Here is a 25,626-nt window from a genome sequence, read left to right as displayed (position 1 = left end):
GCCCGCCGCCAGGACGGGCTCGAACCGACCGACGGGAGCACGGCAATGCGAGGACTCGAAACCTTCCCGCCCATCCGGACGCGAGCTTTCGAGGACCCGACAGCCCATGCAGACCGTCAACCTTGGCATCGTCGCCCACGTCGACGCCGGTAAGACCAGCCTCACCGAACGCCTGCTCTACGACACCGGCGTCATCGACCGGCTCGGCAGCGTCGACGCGGGCACCACCCGGACCGACACCGGCGAGATCGAGCGCCGCCGGGGCATCACCATCCGCAGCGCCGTCACCGCGTTCGCCGTCCGCGACCGCCAGGTCAATCTGCTCGACACCCCCGGGCACAGCGACTTCGTGGCCGAGGTCGAACGCGCGCTCGGGGTGCTCGACGCGGCCGTCCTGGTGCTGTCGGCCGTCGAGGGAGTCCAGCCGCACAGCCGGCGGATCATGCGGATCCTCCGGTCGCTCGGACTGCCCACGCTGATCTTCGTCAACAAGATCGACCGGATGGGCGCGCGCACCGACGAGCTGGTCGCGGACGCGCGCCGGCTGCTCACCCCGGCCGTCGTCCCGCTGGGCACGGTCCGCGCGCCCGGCACCCCCGAGGCCGCCTTCCGGCGCCACCATCCGCGGTACGACCACAGCGCCGCCCACCGAATCGCCGAGGCCCTCGCCGAGCACGACGACCACCTGCTGGCCGCCCTGGTCGACGACCTGCCACCCGACCCGGACCGGATCGACGAGGCGCTCCGCACGCAGGTCGCGGCCGGGCAGGTCCACCCGCTGCTGTTCGGCTCGGCGCTGTCCGGGGCCGGCGTACCCGAACTGCTGGACACCATCGCGACTCTGCTCCCGGCGTCGCCGCCGGCCGAGCCCGAGCCGCGGGCCCGGGTCTTCGCAATCGTTCGCGATCCCTCCGGTGAGCGGGTGGCGTACCTGCGGTCGTACGGCGGGCAGCTCCGGGCGCGGCAGCGGATCGTCGCGTACCGCCGGGAGCCGGACGGCCGGACGACCGCGACGCGCGCCCGGATCACCCGCCTCGACGTGGTCGACGCGACCACCGACCGGACCGAGCCGACCGGGCGGCCGGGCGGACCGACGGCGCTGTCCGCCGGCCACATCGCCCGGGTAGCCGGCCTCACCGGGGTACGCCTCGGTGACCAGCTCGGCAGCCCGGCCGGTCTCGACGGGCGGTCGTACTTTCCGGCGCCGACAGTGGAGGCGGTGGTGCGACCCCGCGACCCGGCCCGGACGCTGGCGCTGCACGCCGCGCTGCTGGACATCGCGGACACCGACCCGTTCCTCCGGACCCGGGTGGCCCCGGACGGCGGCACGAGCGTGCTGCTCTACGGCGAGGTGCAGCGCGAGGTGCTGGCGGCGACGCTCGCCGAGACGTACGGGGTCGAGGCGGAGTTCGGGCCGGCCCGGCTCATGCACGTCGAGCGACCCACCGGCAGCGGTACCGCCGTGGAGATCATCGGGCACGGCTTCTTCGGGACCGTCGGTTTCCGGGTCGAACCCGGATCGGGCGTGGACTACCGGCTGGAGGTCGAACTCGGCTCGCTGCCGCTGGCGTTCCACAAGGCCATCGAGGTGGCCACCCGGGCGGCCCTCGACCAGGGCCGGCACGGCTGGCCGGTCACCGACATCCGGGTCACCCTCACCCACAGCGGCTACTGGTCACCGATCACCACGGCCGGGCACTTCCGGGACCTGGCCCCGTACGTCCTCATGCAGGCGCTCGCCGAGGCCGGCACCCGGGTCTTCGAGCCGTGCCGCCGGTTCGAGGCGGAGGTGCCGGCCGACCGCCTCGGCCCGGTCACGTCGTTCCTGAGCCGCCTCGGCGCCCGCATCGACGGCACCGACGACAGCGCGGCCGGCTGGCGCGTCGGCGGGGTGCTGCCGGCACGGCTCGAACCCCAGGCGCAGCGGTTACTGCCGGACCTGTCCGGCGGGGAAGGGCTGTGGTCGTCGGTGCCCGGCGGCGATCGTCTCGTGACCGGCGATCCGCCGCGCCGGCCGCGCACCGACGGCAACCCGTTCGACCGGGTGGAGTACCTGCGCTTCCTCGCCCAACCACGGAACCGGTCCTGAGACGTCGGGTCAGCGCGGCGCGAGCAGCCCACGGTCGGCCATGAAGGCCCGCAACGTCTCGGCGTCCTCGGCGGACATCAACCACCGTGGGATCACGGTCGCCGGCATCCGGCCGACGTACACGATCCAGAACTCCGGGGTGTCCTGCACCCGGGCGACGCCGTCCCACGCGATGCCACCGGACTCCGAGCCGCTGCGCATCATGATGTTGTCGTCGGTGATGTCGTAGCCGCCCTCGACCGCGTAGCCACTGGAGCGGCGTCGCGCGCGCCACCGCACCCACGGCAGGTACAGCATCGACAGCACGCCACCCACGAGCATCGCCATCCACAGCGGCGACGTCCGCTCGCCCCACCCGGGCCCCCGCGAGACGGCCAGACCGACCGCCCCCGCCACCGCCAGCACCGCGCCGACATAGCTGTACCTGCGCAGCCGAACCCCGCCGAGCGTGGCCGCCACGCGACCCGGGTAGGCGGGATCGGCGGGGACATCAAAACGGATGTGCACCCCGAAACGATAGTGCCCCGACGGCCCCGGGCACCGGCTGACCCGTCGTCCGTCCCGCCGGACGATCAGGAGGCGTCCGGCTCCCACAGCAGGAGCTGACGGTGGTGGGTGAAGCCGTTGCGCCTGTAGAAGTCGACAGCGCGGCGGCTGGAGTGGACGGTGACGTGCAGCAGTCCCCGCGTCCGGGCCTCGGCCAGTAGCGCGGCCATCAGCGCTCCACCGACGCCGCGATTGCGGTACTCCTCGCGGACCTGGACGGACTGGACGTCGCCGTACCACCGGTCCAGCGACTCGTTGCTGGGCACCCGTTGCGCGAGGAGGAGCCAGGCGGCCCCGACCACACGCCCGTCCATTTCGGCGACGAACGGCAGGTGCGTGGCCGCGCGGGCGGCCACCCAGTCCGCGTACGCCCCGAGCTTGTGTCCGTCGATCCCGCGTAGTTCCGCGAGCGCCGCCGCGTCCGCGACGCCGCCCTTTCGCACGATCACCCGGAGCAGTCTACCGACGGCGGCCCCGAGCGGCCCGTCGTGCCGACCGGCCGCCGGAGTTTCGCCGACTGCCACATCCGGGTAGCGGATGGCCCATGAACCGCAATGTCGTCAAGGCTCTGCAGGTCGCGTGGGGGCTGCCGGAGTTCCGCAGCGGGGTGCGACATCTCATCGATCTCGACGAGGTGTCCGTGCTGCTGGCAGCGCTGTCCGTCCCGGATCACGACGGCGAGGTCGAGCGCAGCCTGCTGAGCCTGCTGCGGTCCGGCCTGGAGACGATCGAGATCCGGGAGGCGGTGCTGCTGCTGTTGGAGCAGGACGAGGTACGCCGGCCGCTCGTCGCGGCGGCGGTGGAGCCGCTCGCGGACCGACCGGGCCTGGCCGCCGCCGTCGCCTCGGCGGCCGAAGATCCTGCGGTACGGCGTGAGGCACGGGCCGCTCTGGACAGCGCCAAGGTGCGCGAGCTGATCTGGCAGGCGATGGAGAATCAGGTAAGCGACAACCGGTTCGGCCTGATCCGCCGTGCGGCGGCGCTGCTCGTGTGGCACCCGAGCGTCCGGCGCCTCGCGTGGGCCGCGCGCCGGCACGGTGTACTGCGCGAACTCCGCCGCAAGCCGTAACCCACTAGCCTGGCGGGATGGCGGTCTCCCGCACGCCACCGCCGTCCGGGATGACGCGCGGGCTGACGTTCCTGCTCGCGGTGGCGGCGGGAGCGGCGATCGCCAACCTGTACTGGGCGCAGCCGTTGCTCAGCTTCATCGCGGGCGACCTGGGCGCCGCGACCGCGACGGCCGGCTGGCTCGTCACCGCGACGCAGATCGGGTACGCCGTCGGCGTGCTGCTGCTCGTGCCGCTCGGCGACGTCCTGGACCGCCGCCGGTTCGTGCCGGCGATGCTGGTGGCCTCGGCCGCCGCGCTGCTGCTGTGCGCGCTGGCGCCGTCGTTCGGCGTACTCCTGCTCGCACTGACCGTCCTCGGCGTCACGACGATTTCCGGGCAGGTCCTCACGCCGCTCGCCGGGGACCTGGCCAGCGACGCCCACCGCGGTCGGATCGTCGGCGTCGTCGGGTCCGGGACCCTCACCGGCATCCTGGCCTCCCGCACGATCAGCGGGTCCGTCGCCGGCCTCGCCGGGTGGCGTACGACCTTCGCCCTCGCGGCGGTCGTCGCGGTTCTGCTCGCGGCCCTGCTCCACCGCGCGATTCCGCCGCTGGCACCGCGCGCCCGCATGCCGTACCTCCAGCTCATCGCCTCGGTCGGTGCGGTGGTTCGGCGCGAGCGGACGGCCCGCTGGACACTGGTTCTGGCGGCAACCGGGTTCGCCACGTTCTCGCTGTTCTGGACGGCGCTGACGTTCCTGCTCAGCGGCCCGCCGTTCCACTACCCGGTGGCGGTGATCGGGATGTTCGGGCTGGCCGGCCTCGCGGGTGTCCTCTCCGGCCTGCGCGGCGGTCGTCTGCACGACCGCGGGTGGTCGCTCCCTGCGACAGGTGTGGCCTGGACACTGGCCCTCGCCGCGTTCGCCGTCGCCGCGTTCGCCGGCCGGTCCGTCGTACTGCTCGTCATCGCCATCATCATGATCGACGTCGCTCTCCAGACGCAGGCCCTCCTCAACCGGGCGCGGCTGTTCGCCCTCTCCCACGAGGCCCGCAGCCGGCTCAACACGGCACTGGCGACAAGCAACTTCATCGGCGCCGCCGCCGGCTCCGCCGCCGCCACCACCCTCTGGGCTGTGCGCGGCTGGACGGCGGTCACGTGCACGGGGATGGGTCTCTGCTGCTTCGCGCTCGCCGTGTGGGCGCTGGGCCGTCGTGGCCCACTCCAGATCCGCCAGGTCGGGTCGGGTGGCTCGCGGGCGGGGCAGTCCGGGCAGCACTTCGCCGGCTGGCCGGACACGGACTCAGATCAGGGCTGCCGGCAGGACGAGGAGTGCGAAACGAATCACCCGCCCGACCAGGCAGGTGACGGCGAACTCCCAGTGTCGGAGGCCCGCGGTGCCGGCGGCGAAGCTGACCACGGCCAGCGGTGGAACACCGACCGCGGCGGAGACCAGCACGGTCGGAAGGGCGGTGCTGCGGCGGGAGAGCCAGCGGCGGATCGGCCCGGTCCAGCGGGCGGCTCGTACTGCCGTACGACCTGACCCGCTCCGTCTCCTGAGCTTCTGGGCCAGCCGTCCCGTTCCGCGGCGGGCGGATTCGAACAGGAGCAGTTTGCCGGCGGTCTGGCCGAGCGCCAGAGCGAGCACGGCGACGACAACGTGGCCATCACGTTGCCCGGCGACCACGGCGTAGGCCTCGGCGTTGACGACCGGGACGAGGGCCGACGCGAGACCGTATCCCAGGCCCGCCACCGCTTCGGCGAGGCTGCTCACGCGCGGCCGTCCCGGTCGAGCAGCCGGGCCACGGCCGCGACCGACCACAGCTTGACCCCGACGACGGCGACGGCGACCGCCAGCGCGAGCCGGTACTGCCCGAACGCGATGGCGCCGATGACCCCGGCGGTGTTGGCGGCCTTGGCCACCGGCGACCAGTTCCACGCCCACACCCGGCGGTCGACCAGGTGGAAGTCGTTGGGGCCGAGCAGGGGCCAGCACAGGAACGCCAGCGACAGCATGGTGTCCAGGACCAGGAACGACAGCAGGAACACCAGGGCCACGACCGCGACGTCGGGCACGAGGGAGACCAGGCCCACGCAGAGTACGGAGGTGCACGCGCGATCGCTCACGATGTCGAGGACGGCGCCCGCCCGGGTCTCCTGTCCGAGCCGCCGGGCGGCCCAGCCGTCGAGCATGTCGCCGATCCAGTAGATACCGTACGCTACCGCCATAAATGCCACGGAGCCGGCGACGAGAGCGACGATACCGATGGTGACAGCGGCGATCGTGCGGACGGCGGTGATGTAGTTGGGAACCGTACGCAGAGGGCCGATGCTCAGGGCAGCGCGGGAGTCGACGAGAGTCACCCAGGAAGCGTCGCGCGGTACGCCTCCCGACGGAACGTGCCGTGGTGCCGATCCGCTCGCCGGGGCGGCACTGGGGTGCCGCCCGATCTGGTACCCAGGTACTGGCCGGTCTTCCGGCTGGTCGCGGAGACTGTCCAGGTGATGAACGGAGCCCGGAAATGGTTGCGTGACCCCGAGCGGGTGCGCCGGCTGGCGTACGGCGTGGCGGGCTTGATCGTCGCCCTCGTGGTCGCGACCGTCGACGGGGGCGTGGCCGTGCCGGCCAGGTGGGCGTGGCTGGTGCTGCCCGTCGGCCTCGGGGCCCTGACGCTGGGGCGCCGCTACCGGGCCCTGGTCCTGGCGGCCTGCGCCGAGTTCGTGGCGATCGTGAGCACCGGAGAGTCGGTGCAGCTGGGCCTCGCGGCCGCCGCCCTCGTGTTCGTCTCGACCTGCGAAGATCCGGCTCGACGCCCGTGGCTGGCATGGGTGGGTGGCCTGCTCGGCGCGACAGGTGCCCTCGCCGTCGCGCTGCTCAACGGGCGCGGGCCGTACGAGCAGCCGTTCGTCTTCGTGACCGCCGGCTATCTCCTGGCGATCCTGTTGCGCTCGTGGTCACGCGGCCACGCCCTCAGCCGGGAAACCGGCGAACTGCGCGGCCAGGCGGCCTGGCTCGAACAGCGCACCAACCTGGCCCGCGAGCTGCACGACGTGGTCGGCCACCACGTCACCGCAATGGTGGTCCAGGCGGAGGCGGGCCAGCTCAGCGTCGACCCGGGGGCGGCGCTGCGGGCGATCGCGGACAGCGGACGCACCGCACTGAGTGAGCTCGACACGCTCGTCGTGCACCTGCGCGATCCGCTCGCGCCGATCGCGGTGACCGCGCCGCCCCGCCTCTCCGACATCGACGAGCTGCTCGCACAGCCACTACGCCAGCAGGGCGTGACGGTGCGGGTCCATCTGGATCCCCAGCCGGGCCTGGACGAGCTCGGCGTGTTGGCCGCCTACCGCATCGCCCAGGAGGCCCTCACCAATATCGCCCGCCATGCGAAGGCCACGGCCGCCTGGGTCGAACTGGTCCGTGTCGGCGACCGCGCCCGCCTGCGGGTCAGCGACGACGGCATCGGGCCGCCCCACGAACCCACGCGCGGCTCGGGCCTGCTCGGCATCGAGGAGCGCGTTCGCGCTCTCGGTGGAAGCTGGGAGCTGAGCCAGCGCCCCGGCGGTGGCACCATGGTGCAGGCGAACCTGCCGATGGCGAACCCGTGATCCGGGTCGCGATCGTCGACGACCAGCAGCTGGTCCGCGACGGCTTCGGTCTGATCCTGCGGTCCCAACCCGACATCCACGTCGCGGCCGAGGCGGCCGACGGCCGGCAGTTCCTCGACGCCGTACGTCGCGACCCCCGCATCGACGTCGCCCTCGTCGACATCCGCATGCCGGTCCTCGACGGGCTGCAGGCCACCCGCGAGTTGGCCGCGATCCCGCACGCCCCGGCCGTGATCGTCGTGACCACCTTCGACGACGACGCCTACGTCCTGGACGCCATCGCCTCCGGCGCGCGCGGCTTCCTGCTCAAGCGGTGCAGCGCGGCCGACCTGATCGCCGCGGTTCGCACCGTCGCCGCCGGCGAGGCGATCCTCTCCGCCGAGGTCACCGGCGCCGTTCTCGACCGGGTACGCGCGACCGGGCCGGCCACCCGCGTGGACCTGGCGGGCTGCCAGCTCACCGCCCGGGAGGTCGACGTGCTCTCCCTGATCGGTGCCGGGCTCAACAACAACGAGATCGCCGAGCGCCTCTACCTCTCGATGAGCACCGTCAAGACCCACGTCACCAATGTGCTGGCCAAGACCGGGAGCCGCGACCGGGTGGGGGCCGCCATCCTGGCGATCCAGGCCGGCCTCACACCCTGACGCCGTCGCCGGACCCGCCCCGGACGTCGATCCCTCGGCAGGCGGTCATCGGCCCTAGTATTGCGCGCGACGTGAGCCGCCGCACCTGAGGAGTCGGACCTGATGCGCTCGACGACGGTCCTGCTGGAGGGCCTGCTCCGGCCCAGGATGCACGACATCGTCACAGTGGAACCGGTGACGGGCGGGGTCGCGGCGCTCGCGGGCATCGCCACCCGCCGGGACTCGCCGCCGGTGTTCGTCAAGGCATTCGCCGAAGCTCCGGCCGACGACGTCTTCGTCGCGGAGGCCGAGGGGCTGGCCGCCCTGCGCGAACTCGGCGGCGTGGCGACACCCGAGGTGATCCTGGCGGACCGGGAACTGCTCGTGTTGTCGGTGCTGGCTCCGAGGCCACACAGCGAGGTCTTCTGGGAGCAGTTCGCACACGTCCTCGCCCGCGTGCACCTGAGCACGACCCACACTCGCTTCGGCTGGCACCACGACAACTGGCTGGGTCGCCGCCGCCAGATCAACACCTGGAACGACGACGGCTACACGTTCTTCGCACAGCACCGGCTGCTTCGGTGGCTCGGGCAACCTCGCGTCGACGCGGCACTGGACGCCGGCGACCGGGAGGCGCTGGAGCGGTTGTGTCACCGGCTGCCCGACCTGCTGCCGGACCGGCCGGCCTGCCTGACGCACGGCGACCTGTGGGTCCAGAACATCCTGGCCACGCCGGACGGGCAGCCCGCGCTTATCGATCCGGCCGTGTCGTACATGTGGGCCGAGGTCGATCTCGCCCACGTGTGGTCCACGTCGCCCCCGCCGGAGGCGCGCCGGATGTTCGAGGTCTACGCGGACCTGACTTCGCTCGACAGCGGCTGGCAGGCACGCATGCCTATCGTCCAGCTGCGGCAACACCTCGCGGTGCTGGCCCAGTTCGACGACGACTGGGGCGCAGCCGATCAGATCCGCGCCGTCCTCGCTCCGTTCCGGAAGCGTTCCTGACCATCGGACGGCGTCGAGCGTCCCACCCCTGTCCGTGCCGCGCCCTGGGCAACGCTGGGTACCCGCACCATCGGAGGTCAGGCGCCTAAGGTCGACGTCTTCTCCCGGCCTCGATGATGGCCGACGACGAGGGCGGCGGCGGCGCCGAGCAGCTCCCGCTCACCGCCGGTGAGAGCCGCGTCGTCGCGCCGGATCGCCAGGGCGCGGTCCAGCTCGGTCAGCAGGTCACCCCCGACGCGGTCGAGGAACGCGGCCAGCAGCGTTGCGGCCGGCGACGCCAGGTGATGGTTCTCCCCGACTGCCACCTGGGCGAGGATGACCGCGGAGAGCGCGACATCGAGGTCCGCCGGCCCCTCGGCGGCGTTGCGCCAGTCGATGACGACCGGCCCTCGTGACGTCAGCATGACGTTGTCCGGATGCAGGTCGAGGTGCAGGATCCGGGCGTCCCCCGCGCCGAGCCGGGACGGCAACGCATGGAGTCGACGATGCAGATCCGCCAGACAGGTGGCCGCTTCCGCGGCATCGAGCTCACCGGCCAGAAGCGCCGACAGCATGGTGCGCCCGTCCAGTCGTTCCATGACGAGATCGACCCCGCGTGCCTGGAACACGGTGGGCACCGGGAACCCGAGACCCGCCACGTACGCCATGACCGCGGCCTCGGCGGCCAAGTCTCCACCGTGGCGGTAGCGACGAAGGACACGTCGATCGTCGATGGCGAAGACGTCAGCGTCTCGGCCCGACGCCAGAGGGACCGCATCCACGGCCCCGACAGTAACCGAGCAGCCAGCCGCCACCGCTCTCGATCACGGAGAGCGCAGCGTCAGGGGGTCACGACCCGCCCAGGTCGTGTCGGAAGGCATAGGCGACGGCCTGCGCCCGGTCACGGGCACCGATCTTCGCGAAAAGGTGGTTGACGTGGCTTTTCACCGTCGCCTCACTCACCGTCAAGCGAGAGGCGATCTCCGCGTTGGACAGGCCCTGGGCCATCAGTGACAGCACCTCGGCCTCACGCGGCGTGAGACCGCCGGGGAACCTCGGCGGTGGCGTCGAGTCGGCCGCGATGGCGTCGACGACGTGCCGCTGGACGGCCGGGTCGATGACGGCGTGGTCGTCGACCACCTGCCGCAGCGCCTCGTGGATCTGCTCACCGCTGGCGTCCTTGGTCAGGTAGCCGCGGGCGCCGGCCCGTAACGCCTCCAGCACCGAGCGGTCGTCCGAGTAGGTGGTGAGCACCACCACCCTGACCTCGGGCGCCTCGACGCGTAGGCGGCGGGTGGCCTCGATCCCGTCGCACCGCGGCATCCGGAGGTCCATGAGCACCACATCCGGCCGCTCGGCCTGAACCAGCCTGACCGCCTCGGCACCATCGGCGGCCCCGCCCACCACCTCGACGTCCTTCATCAGAGAGAGGACCATGCCCAGCCCCTCGCGGACCACCCGCTGGTCGTCGGCGATGAGCACCCGGATCACGCCGGCACCGCCAACTCCACCCGGAACCCCTTGTCGGTCGCGCCCGCGCTGAGGGTCCCGCCGAGCAACTCGGCCCGCTCCCGCATCCCCGTCAGTCCGTAACCGTCGGTCTCGTCGGGAACCACGGGCGGTCGAGCGGCGAAGTCCTCGACGATCAGGCGGGTGACCGTCGACTCGTAGGTGAGGCGCAGCGACACCCGCGCCGGAGACGCGTGCCTGGTCACGTTGGTCATCGCCTCCTGCGCCACGCGATAGAGCGCCAGTCGCGCCTCCGACTCCAGCGGGCGCGGCTCCCCCGACACCACGAAGTCGCACGGCACGGCCTGATCGCGAGTGAACTGCTCGGCCAGCGCGGCCAGCCGATCCGGGCCGGGCAGGTCGTCGTCGCGCAGCATGCCGATGGCCCGTCGAGCCTCCTGAAGGCCGGTACGGGCGAGGTGGTGGGCCCGGTCGACAACCGCCGGCAGGCGTGGGTCGGTCGGATCCTCGGCGATCAGCATGCGAGCGCCCTCCAGTTGCAGCGACAACCCCGACAGCGAGTGGGCGAGCACATCGTGCATCTCCCGGGCCAGCCGCTGGCGTTCGGCCAGCCCGGCCGCCTCGGCCAGCGCCACCTGACCGGCCTCCAACTCGGCGAGCAGTCGCTTCGTCTCACGCTGCGCCTCGGCCAGGCGGAACGCCAGGTACATCAGGCCGAACAGCACGGCGAACCCGGCGAGCACGGCCAGGAAGCCGAAGTCCTGCCCGGTGATCGACGCCACCATCTCGAGCACCACGAACGCCGCGATCAACACCGGGACGGCCACCCGTACGGGCATCAGCCCGGTCGCGGCGCACAGCACCGCCACCAGAACCGCCACGGAGGCAGGCCCGCCGGGCTGCACGACCACCAGCGTCACCGAGCTGACCAGCATCGCCCCGACGAACACCACGTACGCCGGTCGGATCGGCAGGTCGGTGGCCGAGTTGCGGCCGAACACCCCGACCACGAACACGGCGGTGGCCAGCACGACGATCAACCGCCTGCCGGTCAGTCCGAATCCAGGCTCGGCGGTGGCGGCGGCCCACACGAACCACGCCAGCATCAGTGGTGTCAGCAGTTGCATCCACCGCACGACCCGCAGGCGGGTCAGCGTGGGCTCTTCGGTCTGCACAGGTAAAACCTAGACGGATGTCGCCCATGGCAGCATCGGCGCACGGTTGCAGACCCGTCTGCAACCGTGGGTGCAGACGCAACATCGATCCGCGCGCCGATGCTTCGCCCCGGCCTTCGGGAGCAGGCTGACCGGCATGAGAAACGACCACCTGAACACCGTTGTCAAACTGTTGGCCGCCTTCCTGGTGATCAGCGTGTCCACCGTCGTAGCCGTGGTGCTCATGCGCCACAACCCCGCGCTCGTCACCACGGCCGTCTGGATCCGTACACCACTTGTCGCCGCCAGCGCGGCGGTGCTCCTGCTGCTGTCCCGGAGGGCGGCCGCGGGGCACCGCAGCTCCTTCCGCCGGCTCCGCATCATCGCCATGGTCGTGCTCGCCGCGATCGTCGGTGTCGTCGCCTGGCCGGGAGCGTTCCCGGCCTGGCTGCGCATCGAACAGGCCGTGTGCGGCGTGTTCGTGGCAAGCGTCGTGGTCCGCACGAATCTTCGCGTGGTCCGGTCGGCCATGGCGGGCAGCTCAGGGGAGACGGCGGCGCAGCGGTGACGGGTCAGGGCGTCCAGCGCACGTTCGGGTTCACCCGCCCGGACCAGTCGAAGACGGCCATGTTGTCCCACTGGTTTCCGGTGCCGTTGATGTTGGCCGGGTCCCAGCCGTTGCCCCGGACGGCGTACCAGGTCGGTTCCCAGTAGAAGACACCGACGGCCCCCGCGTTGCGGGCCGTGTTCTGGACCCAGTCGAACTCCTGGGCCTGCCCGGACCAGGTCGCGGCGATGCCGTCGCAGGTCGCGCCGCCGATGGCGTTCGGCTCGCTGTCCGCGTTGTCCCGGGTGAAGGGGTACGCGGTCTCCACGATCACCACCGGCTTGCCGTAGCGGCCGCGCAGGTCGACGATGTTGTTGTAGAGGTTCGCCAGGGTGCCGTGCCACATGCAGTAGTACGACAGGGCCGTGATGTCCCACTGCACGCCCTGCGCGCGGATGCCGTCATAGAACCAGCGGGCGTTGGCGTTGCTGTCGGCGTCGGCGGTGTGGATCATCACCGGGATGCCGCTGCCACACGCCTTGGTCGCGTTGTAGCCCTGCTTCAGCAGGCTGGCCAGTGGGGCGAAGTCGTTGTTGACGACCTTCCCCTCGTCCCACAGCATCCCGACGTTGATCTCGTTGCCGATCTGCACGCTGTCCGGCGGGGTGCCCTGTCCCCGCAGGCTGGCGCAGACGTCGTAGGTGAAGGCGTACACGTCGGTGCGCAGTTGGCTCAGGCTGTGGCCGACCCAGGCTGCCGGCTTGTACTGCTTGCCGGGGTCGGCCCAGGTGTCGGAGTAGTGGAAGTCGATGAGCACTTTCAAGCCCTTCGCCCTGGCGGTTCTCGCCTGGGCCAACACCCTGCTCTTGTTGTTGTAGCCGCTGATCGGGTTGTTCCAGACGCGCAGTCGGACGTAGTTGACGCCGACGGACTTCAGGATGTCCAGTGGGTCGCGGGCGACGCCACCGAAGTCGTAGTACCTGGCACCCAGATCGAGGCTGCGCTGCAAGGAGGAGACGTCGGCGCCCCGCATGTTGAGCGTGTTCGCGGCCGAGGCGGGTACGGGCGATCCGCTGAGCATGGTGGAGACGGCGAGGATGCCCACCGTGACAGCCCGGATCAGCGTCCGGTGTCGGGGGGTGCCCGAATGTGTGCTCACGAGACTCCTCCTGACAGGCGGCGGGACGCGACCGGCGACCGGCGGGCCGCGCTCAGCCCACGGTGCAGGGTGCGCCGTTGAGCGAGAAGCCGGTCGGCGCCGTGTCGCTGGTGCTCCACCGTCCCTGGATGCCGAAGCTCGCGGAGCTGTTCGGCGCGAGGACGCGGTTCCAGTCGACGTTACGGGCGGTGACGGTGGCACCGCTCTGGCCGACGGTGGCGTTCCACCCCGAGGTGACCTGCTGGTCTCCGGGGAAGTTGAAGGTGACGATCCAGCCGTCGATCGGTGCCGCCCCCGTGTTCTGGACCGTCACCGTGGCCACGAAACCGCCCTGCCACTCGGACTGGTTCCGATACGTCACCTGGCAGGTCGAGGGCGGTGGCGGCGGCGGAGTGGACGTCGTGGGCAGAGCGACCGTGTTGGAGGCGATCGACACGTTGCCCGCCGCGTCCCGGGCCCGCACGTAGAACAGGCTGCGCAGCGGCGTCGACGGGGGTAGCGACGCCGTGTACGTCGTTCCCGGCACGGTGGCGATCACTTTCGAGCTGAACCAGCCGTCGAACTGGTAGACGTTGTAGCCGAGCACGCCGACGTTGTCGGTCGACGGCGACCAGGACAGCGTGACGGTCGAGGCGGTCACCTCGCCGACGGTCAGGTTCTGCGGGGCGCTCGGCGGTGTGGTGTCCGACCCGGTGTCCGTCGTCGGCGTGACCACGGTCAGCGCGTCCGTCCACGTCGAGAGGTGTCCGAGGCTGTCCCGAGCGGCCACCCGGAACGAGTACTGCCGGCCCGGCTGGATGTAGTTGCTGATCGTGGTGGTGGTGACGGCCCCGACGCTGGCGCTGTAGATCACGTCGTCGAACGCCTGGTAGTACGTGATGTCGTAGCCGGTGACGGCGCAACAGCCCGGCCTGGCGGCCGTCCAGGTGAGGGTGACCGACCCGGTCCGTACCTCGGTGGCGGTCAGGTTCGTGGGCGCGCTCGGCGGGAAGGGCGAGGTGTTCGGCGTGCCGGGCGGGCTGGTCGGCGGGCCGGGCGAGGTGTTCGGCGTGCCGGGCGCCGTCGGCGACGGCGCGGTTGCGGCCGCCTTCACGACGGACACGGCGGCCCCACCGGGCGCCGGGGCGACCCCCGGATACGCGGCGGGCGCCGCGGTGCCGGCATCGGCCGCCGGCGCGACGCTCAGCGCGGATCCAAGCACTGCCGTCGACACCACGACGGCGGCCAGCAGACCCGGTCGCAGACGGCGGAACAGCGAGGACGAGAAGACGCCTGTCATACGTCGACGATGACGCAACACATCGAAGATCGCCAACGTATCTCACGCCTCGGCCAGCGATCGGTCAATTCCGGCGGGTCGTCGTCGCGCCGCTACTCCCGCGCCGGGACTTCTTACCGAACCATGACGTACCCGGCGACGGTTGACCGTTGACCGTTGGCCGGCCCGTACCGAGGGGAGACAGCCGCTTCCGGCTTTGAGGAGATTCCGATGAAGCGCAGAACGAACGGGACCGCGCTGGTCCATACCCGACCGGCCAGGCTCGCCATGGCCGCGCTCGTGCTGGCGGCCACCGGTGGGATCACCGCCACCTTCGTCTCCGGTGGCGGCCGGGGCACCGCGGATGCCGCCACCAGCCTGGATCAGTTCGTGGCGATCGAGAAGGTGCCGCCGAACGTGCAGAACCCGCGACCTGCCGCCGGCGCGTCGACCGGCCGGTTCACCGTCGACTGCGGGACGAACGGCAACGGCAAGTTCAGCCCGGACAATCCGGTGGCCCAGCCCGGCATCCGCAACGGCGCCGAACACGTCCACGACTTCGTCGGCAACCTGGCCATCACCGCGAACTCCTCCAACGCCGACCTGGACGCCTCGGGCACCACCTGCCGCAACGGTGACAAGTCGTCCTACTTCTGGCCGGTGGTACGCATCGACAAGGCCGTCCGCAGTGGCAACCAGGTCAGGCAAGCTCTCGCCCAGACCCAACCGACGGTCGTCTGCCCCTCCGTCGGCAAGCGGCTGCGGGCCGTCCCCGTCCGGGCTCGCAGCACCGTCGACCGCCTGCTCGCCGATCTGGATCGCCAGCAGGCCGCCGCGAACCAGCGAATGACCGCCACCCGGGGCCGCATCGACGCCGCGTTCAACCGGGAGGTCATCGACTCGCTGCGGGCCCGCCGTGCCGCGATGATCAAGGAGATCAGCGCCACGATCACCACCGCCGGCGGCAACCAGCCTGGCCTGGTCTCGCTTGTCGACTGCGACATCAGCTACGACGACATGCATGCCCGGATGCCGGGCAGCGCCCACCGCGCGAGCGTCGAGGCGGCCCGAGCCGCGAATCCGCGAATTCAGTGCCCCGCCGTGCGGGACAGGCTGCCGGGCGTACCCGACCGGGCGCTCGCCGAGGTGGACCGCGCCCTCGACGACCTCGACCGGCAGGTCTCCGAGGCCAACGAACGCCTGGTCACCAGCCGCGGCCAGGGCGGCGCGGCCTTTGTGGACAACGCCATCCTCGGACCGCTGCGCGCCAAGCGGGCCGCCGTGCTCGACCGGATCGCCATCGCGATCGGGCGACAGGCCCCCCGCCCGCAGGGGCTCGGAGCGCTCGCCGCCTGCACGCTGGACCACTCCCCCGTCGCCCCGGCGACACCGAGCAGCGCGCCCACCACCGCCGCCGCGCTCCCCGATCCGCAGGGCCCCAACCTCGAACTGCCCGGCAACACCGGCGGCATCGTCCGCCCCGCGCAGGTGCTGATCGAGTATCGCGGAAACCCCGTCGGCAAGGTGGTGCCGATGCCGAAGTTCCTCCGGGCCCTCACCGGCGACGCCAAGCCCACCAGCCGCGGGCCGGCCAACGCCCGTGCCACCTGGACCTGTTCGGGTTTCACCGACCGGCTCTCCGACAGGTACCCGATCTGCCCGGCCGGCAGCCGCGTGCAGCGCGTGCACGACTTCCCCGGCTGCTGGGACGGCAGGAACATCGACAGCGACAACCACCGCAACCACGTGGCGTTCGCCGACAGGGCCACCGGCGCCTGCCCGCAGGGCTTCCAGGCGATTCCGCAACTGCGGATCACCGTGGCCTACGACATCCCTCGCGCCGTGCAAATCAAGGGCCAGTACGCCCTCGACTCCTTCCCCGAGGAGAACCACAACCCCTTCTCGGACCACAACGACTTCGTCAACGTCAACTCCGCCCGGGCCATGCAAAGGATCGCCACCTGCATCAACAAGGGCAAGAACTGCTCCTGACGCCGTGAGCGGGAGGTGATGGGCAGCGAAGAGGCCGGCCGGACGGTGTCCGATCGGCCTCTGACCTGCTGTCACCCACCCGAGGCGGGACCACCCAGGTACTTGACGTCTCAACTTTCCCGCAGTAGCTTATTGCCATTCACGAACGTCTATTTCGAGTGGGTGAACCATGCTGTGGAAGACCATCGCCGTAGCCGCGTCCGTCGTAGGTGTGCTGGCCACCGCCCCCGCCGCCTCGGCCGCTACCAGCCAGGCGGCAGACGGCGGCTGGGGCCAGGGGAACTGCCCGCAGAGCATGCTCTGCATCTGGCCAAACTGGAACCACCCGCCGGAGGGGCCGGTCGAGACTCCGTCCGTGTTGACCAACAGCGAGTGGTCCGGCTACGCCCCGGCCTTCAACTTCTACAACGGCACATCCCGGAACGCCGAGATCACCTGGTCCTTCAACTATCTCGGGACGCCGCTGACCGGGACGATCTGCGCGCGAGCCGGCGGAAGTGGTGACCTGTATGTGCCCATGTACGTGACGAAGGTGAGCTGGCAGCCGCGCAGCTGCTGACCCCGCCCCGGCGGGCGGGGTCAGCGCAGCCGGACGACTGTCACGCCGGCTCGGGCACGCCGCCGGGCTCGCCGTCGTCGGGCATCGGTTCGGTCGGCGCGTCCGGCAGTTCGTTCGGCGTACCGGGGAGCAGCTCTTCTGGGGTCTCCGGAACGGGCTCGCGGGGATCGAGGGGTGGATAGACGTCCGGATCGAGCTCAGGATTGGTCATCGGGGAAGTATTCAGCACGACAGCTCCCGCCGCCTGTCGAGGCGGTTGCCGCGACACCGGGGCGCCGGCCGCCTCGGCGGCCTCGGGCGCACGGCTCGGCGTTCGGAGCCGCCGGCGTCGGCGATGTTCAGCTCGCCAGTTCAACGGTGTCCAGGAGTGCGATACGACCCGGCCGCTCAACAGTTGCCCACACACCGAACGTCATGTCGTTGCACTCCGCGACGGTCTTGAGAATCTGTCCATGTTCCACGGCACGCTCCTGAGCGAGGTCGACCATGACGCATCGGGTCAGCCGTCGGTGTGGCCGCAACACGACCTCCGAGCCGACACGGATGGTTCGCCCGAGCCATCCGTGTTCCGGGAAGTCGTTTCCGGGCACGTCAACGAGCAGGTTGGCCCGGAACCGTACCGGGTCGACCGGCTCGCCCAAGAGGTCGTGAAGCCGTCGCAGCGACGCGGTGCTGATCAGACTTACCGGCCCTTCGTCATGGTGCAGGACCGAAGCCTCACGCTCGATCGTCACCGGACGACCGACCACTTCACTGACTGCCTCGTGCCCGGCTGCCTCATTGGCATCGAAGCGACGACCGTCGGGCAGCTCGACAACCGGCACGGGATCACCGCAGTGTCCACGAAGCGTGAACAACCCCGGCATCCGGCGGAAGCGTCGGGTGTTCTTTCCGCTGCCGAGCTTGCCGTCCGCGTCGCGCACGGCCCACAGCCGGTCACCTGCGAGTCCCCGCTGCTCAACCTCGACTGTCGACAGCCGCTCACCGAGCAACGACTTGATCGGAAACCGGCGGATCTCAACCAGCGTCATCGGCGTCACTGTAGATCACCGAACGAATCACGAGTCACGATCGACGCCGCTGGTGGATCAGGACGGCCCAGGCGAGCGGGAGGTTACTCCCGTAGATGGGGACCATTCGCTGGGAGCGATACCAGCGGGGCGGAATTCAACCCTCCCGATCGCTAGACTCGCCCGCAGCCCAGCACCGCTCGCAGACCTCAGCCTGTGCCCGTCCCGATCGAATGGAGACGCCTGTGACCCGAGACATGGCGGCACCCCCCGGCATCGACCCCAACATTCCCAGCGTGGCCCGGGTCTATGACTTCTTCCTGGGCGGCAAGGACAACTTCGAGGCCGACCGAAAGGTCGCCGAGCACGCCCTGCGCATCACACCGGACGGGCCGGCAGCCGGCCAGGCGAACCGGGCCTTCCTGCGTCGCGTGATTCGTTTCCTTGTCACCGAGGCAGGCATCGACCAGTTCCTCGACATCGGATCGGGGTTGCCCACCCAGGGCAACGTGCACGAGGTCGCCACCGAGCAGAATCCGTCCGCTCAGGTGGTCTATTTGGACAATGATCCGATTGTCCTGACCCACGGGCGGGCTCTCCTCGCCGCCGAGGGCACCGCAACGGTGATCCAGGCAGACGTTCGGGCACCGCAGGAAATCCTCCACCATCCCGACGTACGCCGATTCCTCGACTTCGACAGGCCGGTCGGCCTGTTGCTCTTCGCGATCCTGCACCACCTCGGTGACGACGAGGATCCGCGAGCGGTAGCGGCGGAGCTGATCGACGCGCTGCCCTCCGGCAGCTACGTGGCGATCTCGCACTTCCGCGACCCGGGTGAGCGGGACCCAGAGGGCTCCCGCAAGGCCCGCGAGGTCGAGCGGGTCTTCAACGAGTCGCTGGGCACCGGTCGCTGGCGTACGGACGAGGAGATCCTCTCGTTCGTGGATGGGCTGACGCTGCTGGAGCCGGGGCTGGTGCCGCTGGCCGAGTGGCGTCCGGAGGCGGACTCACCCGCTCCGCAGCAGACCGACACCTATCACACCTTCGTCGGGCTCCTCGCCCGCAAACCGTAGGCGATCTTCCCGTCCGCACGTCGCTGCCGTGCCGGGCCGGCAGTGCCACACAGCATGCGGCGACGCGCCCAGCCCGGCCGCCCATTCCACCCCCGGCCCGCGCACGAAGTTGGCCCTCGGCTTCGCCGAGGGCCAAACGGGTTCGGCCAGCCCGGGGCAACAGGCCGAAACCTCTCCGCGCCTGAGCAAGTCAGGCAATCCTGAGCCGGGCTAACGAACGACGCGGTGAAGCAAACCGATCGTCGCGACGCCCGCCGTCACACCCGCGGCGGGACCAGCCGCATAACCGACCAGAAGTCCCACGCCGGTGCCGACAGCCAGAATCACAACCCACCGCAACGGGAGGTGACTCTGCTCAGGCTCTTTTGTTGTGCCACGTGGATCGATCATCGAACCACCATCCAATCCCTGGGAGGGTGTGGGCGACCCAGAATTTCGGTCGGCCCCGTTTGGCAACGACCGAAATCGAGACCACACCCGGCCAGCCCGGCAAGCCAGGCCAGCAGTTGGAGGTCGCGGAATGCACGGCCTCCATCTCCCAGGCGAATCGGTTGGAGTTGCGGCTCCGATCGACTCACGCACCGGCCATCGTACTCGTTCGATGCCACCTCCGCGACTGCCACCGCTCGACGGCGATCGCCGGAGAACGAGGTGAACGCGGCCCCTGCGACGACCTCGGGCTGCCCGATCACCCGCGGCGGCACCGGTTGCCAGCGGATCTCCGCGACGCTAGGTTGAAATTCCATCGACGAACGTCTACGAAACAAGTCCGGGGGCCCGCATGTCCACGTCTGTCACTCGCCGCAGCGTCCTGGCGGGTGGCGCCGGTGCCGCCGTCGGCCTGGCGCTGCCCGGCCCTGCCGCCCACGCCGAGGGCCACCACCCCACCAGCGTGAGCTTCACCCTCGACGCGAGAACGCTCGACGGCGGCGAGCAGGTCACCTCGGTCACCCTCGACACCGGCCGACTCGGCCCGATCGACTCCGCCGGGCTCACCCCCGCCACGTTCAGCGTGCACGCCAAGGCCACCAGCCCGATCCCGATCGCCCCCGGCGACCAGATCTTCAGCGAGTACGACCTGGACCGCCCAGTGACCGCGGCCCGCGTCGACCGGCACGGCAACATCGTGCTGGAGCTGAGCCACGCCGAAGGCCAACTCGGCGGCGGCACCCTCGGCTACATCCTGAGCAGGGGCCGCAACGTCCGGCTGAACCTCGTCTACACCATCACGCAGAACACCCCACTCGTCCGGCGCCACGGCCCGCCGGTCACCATCACGCGCTTCGTGCAGGGGCGGCTGTCGAATCCCGAGGTGGACGCCTTCAGCCACCACGTCTCGGGCTCGGGCCTGAAGTACCGGTTGTACGCCCCGCAGCGTTCGCCCCGCCACGGTCGACTGCCGCTGGTCCTCTGGCTGCACGGCGCCGGCGAGGGCGCCTCACTGCCCGACGACTACTACGACAATGAGACCACGCTGCGCGCCAACCGCGGCGCGCTGGGCTTCGCCACCCCGGAGGCGCAACGGATCTTCTCCGGCGCGTACGTCGTGGCTCCGCAGAGCACCTCGTACTGGATGGAGGACGGCCCCCGGTTCGCCCCGCTGATCCGCGAGATCGTCTCGGACCTCGTACGCCAAAGGCGTGTCGATCCCGACCGCATCTACGTGGTGGGTTGCAGCAACGGCGGCTACATGTCCCTGGAGATGACAGTTGCCTATCCCGACCTGTTCGCCGCGTCGGTACCGATCTGCGGCGTCGTCGAGCCCCTCACCGGGCAGGGGCCACCGCTGATCACCGACGCGGAGCTGGCGAGGATCCACACCCCGACCTGGCTGGTCGCCTCGCGCGACGACGACACCGTGCCACCCGAGACCAACACGATCCACGCGCACGACCTCATCCAAGGATCACTGATCACCCTGTATGACCACGTCGTCTGGAACGGCTACCAGTTCCCCGGTCACTGGTCCTGGATCTACGTGGCCCGCAATGACCCGAGCCGCAACGGCACCCACATCTGGCAGTGGATGGCCCGCCGGCGTCGGTGATCCGCCACGTGCGCCTGGGCTTTCCGCGCCCGGCCCGAGGGAGGATCAGCCCTCGGGAGTGGGTCGGCTGTGCACCACCAGCTCGTCGATCGTCAACCGGCCGACGCGCAACTCCCGCACGACCGCCCGACGGATGACCAGCCGCCCAATGACCAACACCCCCACGGCCACGGCCCCGACCGCCAACGCACCGACGGCGACAGCGCCGAGCGACGCCGCCCCGGCAGCCCGCGCCCCGGTAGCCGTCGCGCCCGTCGCCACCGCGCCGTCGGCGCGCGTCCCGGCCAACCGTGTCAGGCGAACATCTCGCTTCATGCCCCCATTGTCCGCGAAACGCCGGCGACCGCTCCCCACGGTTCCGGATGTCACCCCACAGCCCGTCCGCACCCGTACCGCCGCCACCAGCGAAAACCCCGTGGCTCCGGGCGCTTCCGGAACCACGGGGTCGGTGCTGCGACGGGGTCGGCCGTTGCGCTGGCTCTTTCAGTACGACCCGGCCCACCTGTCTCCGCTCGCTGCTCCTAGGTGGCGGCCCATTCCAGCCCACCGCACCAGGAGAGCGATATCCGTTCACCCGACGCGGATGTGATCCACACTCTGGGCGACGGCTATGGTTTGGGCATGCACGATCGAGGCAGCCTTCGGCGCATCGGCGAGCGAGCACCGCTGCCGACGATGCTGCTGCTTGCCGTGCTCGTACTGGTGCTCTCTGCCACCCGGTCGGTCGGGCTGTGCATCGTGTTCCGTTCCGCACGGCGGGCGATCCCCGGTTGTGTGCCCGCCTGGTCGGCGGATCGCGCTCCCCCGCGCCATGCGCGGGGCCTCGCCTGACCCACTCGCCCCGGCTCGCGCCCGTCCCGTCGTACCGCCCGGCGAACAGCCAGGACCGGCCGCGCTGTCACCGCGCCGCCGCACGTCACCTGGCCACGCTCGCCGGCCAGGGCCGCTGCCGAGCCGCTGGGCACATCCGCCGCCTTGCCCGCTGGAGCCCCCATGATTGTCGAACTGACCCGGCTGCCCGGTATCGGGGTACGCCACATGTTCACCACCGCTGACGGCCGCCGCGTGGGCGTGGTCACGCACCATCCGGGCGGCCGGCGAGATCTCGTCTACGAGTCCCCCGACGACCCCGACGCCACCTGCTCTCTGACCCTGACCCGCTCCGAGGCCGTAGCCCTTGCCGGACTCCTGGGAATCCTGGACGTCGTCACGATGGCGGAGTCATCTCCCGCGTGACGGCCTGTGGCTGCCGTGCCCACCGCGGCACGGCAGCCACACCGCGGGTCAGCCGTTGTGCTTCGCCTGGCAGGACACACAGAACTGCGCGTGCGGAAGGATTTCGAGCCGCTCGGCCGGGATGTTCTGGTGACACTTCTTGCAGACCCCGTAGGTGCCGTCGCTGATGCGGCTCAGCGCACCGGTGATCTGCTCGATGTTGCGGCGGGTGGCCACCAGCAGTGCGGCGCGGTTGTGGGCCTCGCTCGGGTCGCCGGTGTCCGCGTTGAGCTCGGTCAGTTCCCGCAGCCGAGCCGTCTGCGTGGCAAAGTCTTCCGCCAGGGACGCTCGCAGATCAGCCAGCCAGCCCTGGTCGACAGTTCGATGATCGACGCTCATGGTCTACCTCTACCTTTCACGGAAAGAAGAAAAGGGCCGAAGCTTGATAGCTTCGCCCTGGCGGTCGTTTTGTGATGCAACGATTCCGCGGGGGGCCTCGGCCGGTTCGCGCCGGGCTCGACAGCCGGGACGTGGGCGCGACGTGCAGCACGCGGACAACCGGCACCCGCATCCCGACCATCCGGCACGCCGCCGTCGCCACGTAGGCAGCCCCGATTGCCGCCACACCGGTGACGGCAGGAGAGCGGAACGTCACCGGAGACATGTCTCCAACCATAGGCGGCGACCGCAGCAATGCCAACGCCTGCGCCGCACTCCTACCACGATCCACGCCTCGGCCGCCCCGCCCCGACGGCGGAACTGTCGGGTCATTCCTCCGGCGCGATCAGCCGGTCGTCGGTGGCGTCGCGGACACCGCCACCGAACGGTAGGGCCCGGCCCGCACGACCAGGCCGCACACGCCGAATCGAATCGACCTGATCCACGGCCAGTCTTCCGGCGTTGACTCGGGGCCAGGAAACCGCAACGCTGTGGAAGCGCTCCCATCGTCGATCTTCTATTAGAAAGGACTGCTCGTGCGTCCCACCACCGCTCTACTCCCCGTCGTGCTCGCCACGGCCCTCGGCGGTCTGGCCCTGCCGCAGCCTGCCCTGGCCGCGGCCGGCCCGGCCCTGGCCGTGGACACCACCGCGGCCCGACACCAGATCAGCCCGTACGTCTACGGCATGAACTTCGCCGACCAGGCCCTCGCCCGCGACCTGCGGCTGCCCGTGCACCGCTACGGCGGCAACGCCACCACCCGCTACAACTTCCGTGCCGACACCACCAACCGCGCGGCGGACTGGTACTTCGAGAACATCCCCAACGACAACACGAGTCCGGAAGACCTCCCGGAGGGCTCGGAGACCGACCGGTTCGTGCAGCAGAACAAGGCCACCGGCGCCGCCACGGTGATGACAATGCCGATGCTCGGCTGGGTCGCCAAGGACCGGTCGCGGGCGTGTGGCTTCAGCGTCGCCAAGTACGGCCCGCAGGAGTCCACCGACACCTGGGCACCGGACTGCGGCAACGGCAAGAAGCCGGACGGGACGCTGATCACCGGCAACGATCCGGAGGACACCAGCGTCGCCGTCGGTCCGGAATACGCCACAGACTTCGTCAACCACCTCAAGGCGCAGTTCGGCACCGCCGCTGAGGGCGGGGTCCAGTTCTACAACCTGGACAACGAGCCGGACCTGTGGCACTCCACCCACCGCGACGTCCGTCCGACCGGGCTGGGCTACGACGAGCTGCGTGACCGCACCTACGAGTACGCCGCCGCGATCAAGGCCGCCGACCCCGGCGCGAAGACGCTCGGTCCCGTCGGCTGGGGCCTCAACTCGATCCTCTATTCCGGCCTCGACCAGGACACCTGCTCGCGTACCGGCTGCTGGTCGAACCCGCCGGACAAGGCCGCTCACGGCGGCCAGGACCTCGGGCCGTGGTACCTGGACCGGATGCGCGAGTACGAGCAGCAGCACGGCACACGCATCCTCGACTACTTCGACGTCCACCTCTACCCGCAGCAGTCCGGAGTGTTGGGCGAGGCGGCCGGCGACGCGAACACCCAGGCGCTGCGCCTGCGCTCGACCCGCCAGCTCTGGGACCCGACGTACGTCGACGAGAGCTGGATCAACAGTCCGGTCCGCTACATTCCGCGGCTGCGCGAGCTGGTCGACCAGCACTACCCGGGCACGAAGATCGCGATGACCGAGTACAACTGGGGCGCCTTCGGGTCGCTCAACGGCGCGCTCGCCCAGGCTGACGTGCTCGGCATCTTCGGCCGCGAGGGGCTCGACCTGGCCACCCTCTGGACCGCACCCACGGCCGACCAGCCGGTGGCCAACGCGTTCCGCATCTACCGCAACTACGACGGCAAGGGCGGCGCGTTCGGCGAGACCTCCGTCCGGGCGACAAGCGCCGACCAGGGCAAGCTGGCCGTGTACGCCGCCGAGCGCAGCGCCGACAAGGCGCTCACCCTGGTCGTGGTCAACAAGACCGGCGACGACCTGACCAGCCCGGTCGCCCTCACCGGCGTCTCCGCCAGCACCGCTCAGGTCTACCGGTACAGCGGGGCGGATCTCGCCGGCGTCGTCCGGGAGGCCGACCTGCCGGTGACCGCCGGCGGTCTCACGGCCACGTTCCCGGCCAACTCGATCACCCACCTGGTGCTGCCGCGCGGCACCACGCCCGGCGACACCCAGGCGCCGACCGTCCCGGGCAAGCCGACCGCCGGCACGATCACCGGCGACAGCGTCGCGCTGACCTGGACGCCGTCCACCGACGACACCGCCGTCACCGGTTACGACGTGCACCGGGTCGACACCACCGGCACGGTGAAGGTGGGCAGCGCCACCGGCACCGCGTACACCGTGACCGGGCTGACGCCCGACACCCCGTACACCTTCGTGGTGACCGCCCGCGACGCGGCGGGCAACGTATCGGCGGCCTCACCCGGCCTGACCGTGCGGACCGCGCCCACCGCCCCGACCGGCGGTTGCACGGTCGGCTACACGGCGAACAGCTGGCCGGGCGGTTTCACCGCGTCCGTGACGGTCAAGAACACCGGCACCACCGCGATCGACGGCTGGAAACTCGGCTTCGACTTCCCCACCACCGGCCAGAAGGTCGATCAGGGCTGGTCGGCCACCTGGAAACAGAACGGCACGAGCGTCACCGCGGACAGCATGAGCTGGAACGGCAAACTCGCCCCCGGCGCGTCCACGAGCGTGGGCTTCAACGGCACGTGGAGTGGCACCAATCCGGCGCCAACCGCATTCACCCTCAACGGTCAACGCTGCGGATGA

Annotated in this window: 26 protein-coding genes; 14 read left to right on the top strand and 12 right to left on the bottom strand. The window is 70.7% G+C overall.

Annotation, left to right across the window (positions count from 1 at the left end; all coding sequences use genetic code 11):
* Positions 1 to 106 precede the first annotated feature (106 nt).
* A complete protein-coding gene (locus tag AB0K10_RS12425; protein WP_363682665.1) occupies positions 107 to 2,089 on the top strand; it encodes a GTP-binding protein in 1,983 nt (660 codons plus the stop codon).
* A 9-nt stretch (positions 2,090 to 2,098) separates the two neighbouring features.
* On the opposite strand, the gene AB0K10_RS12420 is transcribed toward AB0K10_RS12425, so the two are convergent.
* Together AB0K10_RS12420 and AB0K10_RS12415 are read right to left on the bottom strand one after the other, a co-directional pair.
* The gene (locus AB0K10_RS12420; protein ID WP_363682663.1) at positions 2,099 to 2,596 is read right to left on the bottom strand and encodes a YcxB family protein; all 498 of its coding nucleotides are present in this window, start codon (positions 2,594 to 2,596) and stop codon (positions 2,099 to 2,101) included.
* Between the two features lie 65 nt (positions 2,597 to 2,661).
* Complete coding sequence (locus tag AB0K10_RS12415; protein WP_363682661.1) at positions 2,662 to 3,084, bottom strand: GNAT family N-acetyltransferase; 423 nt, start codon at positions 3,082 to 3,084, stop codon at positions 2,662 to 2,664.
* A gap of 95 nt (positions 3,085 to 3,179) precedes the next feature.
* On the opposite strand from AB0K10_RS12415, the gene AB0K10_RS12410 reads away from it, so the two are divergent.
* Together AB0K10_RS12410 and AB0K10_RS12405 are read left to right on the top strand one after the other, a co-directional pair.
* Entirely contained in the window at positions 3,180 to 3,704 is a 525-nt protein-coding gene (locus AB0K10_RS12410; RefSeq protein WP_363682659.1) for a hypothetical protein, read from the top strand.
* A gap of 17 nt (positions 3,705 to 3,721) precedes the next feature.
* Entirely contained in the window at positions 3,722 to 5,224 is a 1,503-nt protein-coding gene (locus AB0K10_RS12405; RefSeq protein WP_363682657.1) for an MFS transporter, read from the top strand.
* A gap of 227 nt (positions 5,225 to 5,451) precedes the next feature.
* Here the strand turns inward: AB0K10_RS12405 and AB0K10_RS12400 are convergent, their stop codons facing one another.
* Complete coding sequence (locus tag AB0K10_RS12400; RefSeq protein WP_363682655.1) at positions 5,452 to 6,045, bottom strand: CDP-alcohol phosphatidyltransferase family protein; 594 nt, start codon at positions 6,043 to 6,045, stop codon at positions 5,452 to 5,454.
* 141 nt (positions 6,046 to 6,186) lie between these two features.
* Here AB0K10_RS12400 and AB0K10_RS12395 point away from each other — a divergent pair, with 141 nt between their 5' ends.
* The 3 genes from AB0K10_RS12395 (at position 6,187) to AB0K10_RS12385 (ending at position 8,918) form a co-directional block, all read left to right on the top strand.
* Positions 6,187 to 7,290 carry a sensor histidine kinase gene (locus tag AB0K10_RS12395; protein WP_363682653.1) on the top strand — a complete coding sequence of 368 codons (1,104 nt, stop codon included), beginning with the start codon at positions 6,187 to 6,189 and terminating at the stop codon, positions 7,288 to 7,290.
* Positions 7,287 to 7,934, top strand: coding sequence for a response regulator transcription factor (locus AB0K10_RS12390; protein ID WP_363682651.1), 648 nt, complete (start codon positions 7,287 to 7,289; stop codon positions 7,932 to 7,934). The genes AB0K10_RS12395 and AB0K10_RS12390 overlap by 4 nt, the downstream gene beginning before the upstream one ends.
* 102 nt (positions 7,935 to 8,036) lie before the next feature.
* Positions 8,037 to 8,918, top strand: coding sequence for a fructosamine kinase family protein (locus AB0K10_RS12385; protein WP_363682649.1), 882 nt, complete (start codon positions 8,037 to 8,039; stop codon positions 8,916 to 8,918).
* Positions 8,919 to 8,995: 77 nt separating this feature from the next.
* Here the strand turns inward: AB0K10_RS12385 and AB0K10_RS12380 are convergent, their stop codons facing one another.
* From AB0K10_RS12380 to AB0K10_RS12370, 3 genes are all read right to left on the bottom strand, one after another.
* Positions 8,996 to 9,679, bottom strand: a complete 684-nt coding sequence (locus AB0K10_RS12380) for a phosphotransferase (RefSeq protein WP_363682647.1) — start codon at positions 9,677 to 9,679, stop codon at positions 8,996 to 8,998.
* A gap of 67 nt (positions 9,680 to 9,746) precedes the next feature.
* Positions 9,747 to 10,388 (bottom strand): response regulator transcription factor, encoded by a 642-nt coding sequence (locus tag AB0K10_RS12375; protein WP_363682645.1) that lies wholly within the window; start codon positions 10,386 to 10,388, stop codon positions 9,747 to 9,749.
* A complete protein-coding gene (locus AB0K10_RS12370) occupies positions 10,385 to 11,542 on the bottom strand; it encodes a histidine kinase (protein WP_363682643.1) in 1,158 nt (385 codons plus the stop codon). The genes AB0K10_RS12375 and AB0K10_RS12370 overlap by 4 nt, the downstream gene beginning before the upstream one ends.
* A 136-nt stretch (positions 11,543 to 11,678) precedes the next feature.
* Here AB0K10_RS12370 and AB0K10_RS12365 point away from each other — a divergent pair, with 136 nt between their 5' ends.
* Positions 11,679 to 12,089 (top strand): hypothetical protein, encoded by a 411-nt coding sequence (locus AB0K10_RS12365; RefSeq protein ID WP_363682641.1) that lies wholly within the window; start codon positions 11,679 to 11,681, stop codon positions 12,087 to 12,089.
* Positions 12,090 to 12,093: 4 nt separating this feature from the next.
* On the opposite strand, the gene AB0K10_RS12360 is transcribed toward AB0K10_RS12365, so the two are convergent.
* Both AB0K10_RS12360 and AB0K10_RS12355 read right to left on the bottom strand, forming a co-directional pair.
* A complete protein-coding gene (locus tag AB0K10_RS12360) occupies positions 12,094 to 13,149 on the bottom strand; it encodes a glycosyl hydrolase 53 family protein (RefSeq protein ID WP_363682943.1) in 1,056 nt (351 codons plus the stop codon).
* A gap of 130 nt (positions 13,150 to 13,279) precedes the next feature.
* On the bottom strand, positions 13,280 to 14,506 hold the full coding sequence (locus tag AB0K10_RS12355; protein ID WP_363682639.1) for a cellulose binding domain-containing protein: 1,227 nt from the start codon (positions 14,504 to 14,506) through the stop codon (positions 13,280 to 13,282).
* A 210-nt stretch (positions 14,507 to 14,716) separates the two neighbouring features.
* On the opposite strand from AB0K10_RS12355, the gene AB0K10_RS12350 reads away from it, so the two are divergent.
* Entirely contained in the window at positions 14,717 to 16,477 is a 1,761-nt protein-coding gene (locus tag AB0K10_RS12350) for a DUF1996 domain-containing protein (protein ID WP_363682637.1), read from the top strand.
* Between the two features lie 169 nt (positions 16,478 to 16,646).
* Positions 16,647 to 17,036, top strand: a complete 390-nt coding sequence (locus AB0K10_RS12345) for a hypothetical protein (RefSeq protein WP_007457332.1) — start codon at positions 16,647 to 16,649, stop codon at positions 17,034 to 17,036.
* Positions 17,037 to 17,076: 40 nt separating this feature from the next.
* On the opposite strand, the gene AB0K10_RS12340 is transcribed toward AB0K10_RS12345, so the two are convergent.
* Both AB0K10_RS12340 and AB0K10_RS12335 read right to left on the bottom strand, forming a co-directional pair.
* Positions 17,077 to 17,247 carry a hypothetical protein gene (locus tag AB0K10_RS12340; protein ID WP_363682635.1) on the bottom strand — a complete coding sequence of 57 codons (171 nt, stop codon included), beginning with the start codon at positions 17,245 to 17,247 and terminating at the stop codon, positions 17,077 to 17,079.
* 127 nt (positions 17,248 to 17,374) lie between these two features.
* On the bottom strand, positions 17,375 to 18,067 hold the full coding sequence (locus tag AB0K10_RS12335; protein ID WP_363682633.1) for an MOSC domain-containing protein: 693 nt from the start codon (positions 18,065 to 18,067) through the stop codon (positions 17,375 to 17,377).
* 224 nt (positions 18,068 to 18,291) lie between these two features.
* Between AB0K10_RS12335 and AB0K10_RS12330 the strand changes: the two genes are divergently transcribed.
* Together AB0K10_RS12330 and AB0K10_RS12325 are read left to right on the top strand one after the other, a co-directional pair.
* On the top strand, positions 18,292 to 19,119 hold the full coding sequence (locus AB0K10_RS12330; protein ID WP_363682631.1) for an SAM-dependent methyltransferase: 828 nt from the start codon (positions 18,292 to 18,294) through the stop codon (positions 19,117 to 19,119).
* Positions 19,120 to 19,900: 781 nt separating this feature from the next.
* Complete coding sequence (locus AB0K10_RS12325) at positions 19,901 to 21,166, top strand: PHB depolymerase family esterase (protein WP_363682629.1); 1,266 nt, start codon at positions 19,901 to 19,903, stop codon at positions 21,164 to 21,166.
* Positions 21,167 to 21,211: 45 nt separating this feature from the next.
* Here the strand turns inward: AB0K10_RS12325 and AB0K10_RS12320 are convergent, their stop codons facing one another.
* Positions 21,212 to 21,481, bottom strand: coding sequence for a hypothetical protein (locus tag AB0K10_RS12320; protein ID WP_363682627.1), 270 nt, complete (start codon positions 21,479 to 21,481; stop codon positions 21,212 to 21,214).
* A 210-nt stretch (positions 21,482 to 21,691) separates the two neighbouring features.
* Here AB0K10_RS12320 and AB0K10_RS12315 point away from each other — a divergent pair, with 210 nt between their 5' ends.
* The gene (locus AB0K10_RS12315; RefSeq protein ID WP_363682625.1) at positions 21,692 to 21,997 is read left to right on the top strand and encodes a hypothetical protein; all 306 of its coding nucleotides are present in this window, start codon (positions 21,692 to 21,694) and stop codon (positions 21,995 to 21,997) included.
* Positions 21,998 to 22,159: 162 nt separating this feature from the next.
* Complete coding sequence (locus AB0K10_RS12310; RefSeq protein WP_363682623.1) at positions 22,160 to 22,402, top strand: potassium transporter TrkA; 243 nt, start codon at positions 22,160 to 22,162, stop codon at positions 22,400 to 22,402.
* A 48-nt stretch (positions 22,403 to 22,450) separates the two neighbouring features.
* On the opposite strand, the gene AB0K10_RS12305 is transcribed toward AB0K10_RS12310, so the two are convergent.
* Positions 22,451 to 22,780: a TraR/DksA C4-type zinc finger protein gene (locus AB0K10_RS12305; RefSeq protein WP_363682621.1), complete on the bottom strand. Its 330-nt coding sequence runs from the start codon at positions 22,778 to 22,780 to the stop codon at positions 22,451 to 22,453.
* 575 nt (positions 22,781 to 23,355) lie between these two features.
* On the opposite strand from AB0K10_RS12305, the gene AB0K10_RS12300 reads away from it, so the two are divergent.
* Entirely contained in the window at positions 23,356 to 25,626 is a 2,271-nt protein-coding gene (locus tag AB0K10_RS12300) for a glycoside hydrolase family 44 protein (protein WP_363682619.1), read from the top strand.

The organism is Micromonospora sp. NPDC049274, assembly GCF_040678875.1.
In the GTDB taxonomy this organism is placed as follows: Bacteria; Actinomycetota; Actinomycetes; order Mycobacteriales; family Micromonosporaceae; genus Micromonospora.
The sequence above is the reverse complement of the archived record's forward strand: the minus strand, read 5'-3'. Positions and strand labels throughout refer to the sequence as shown.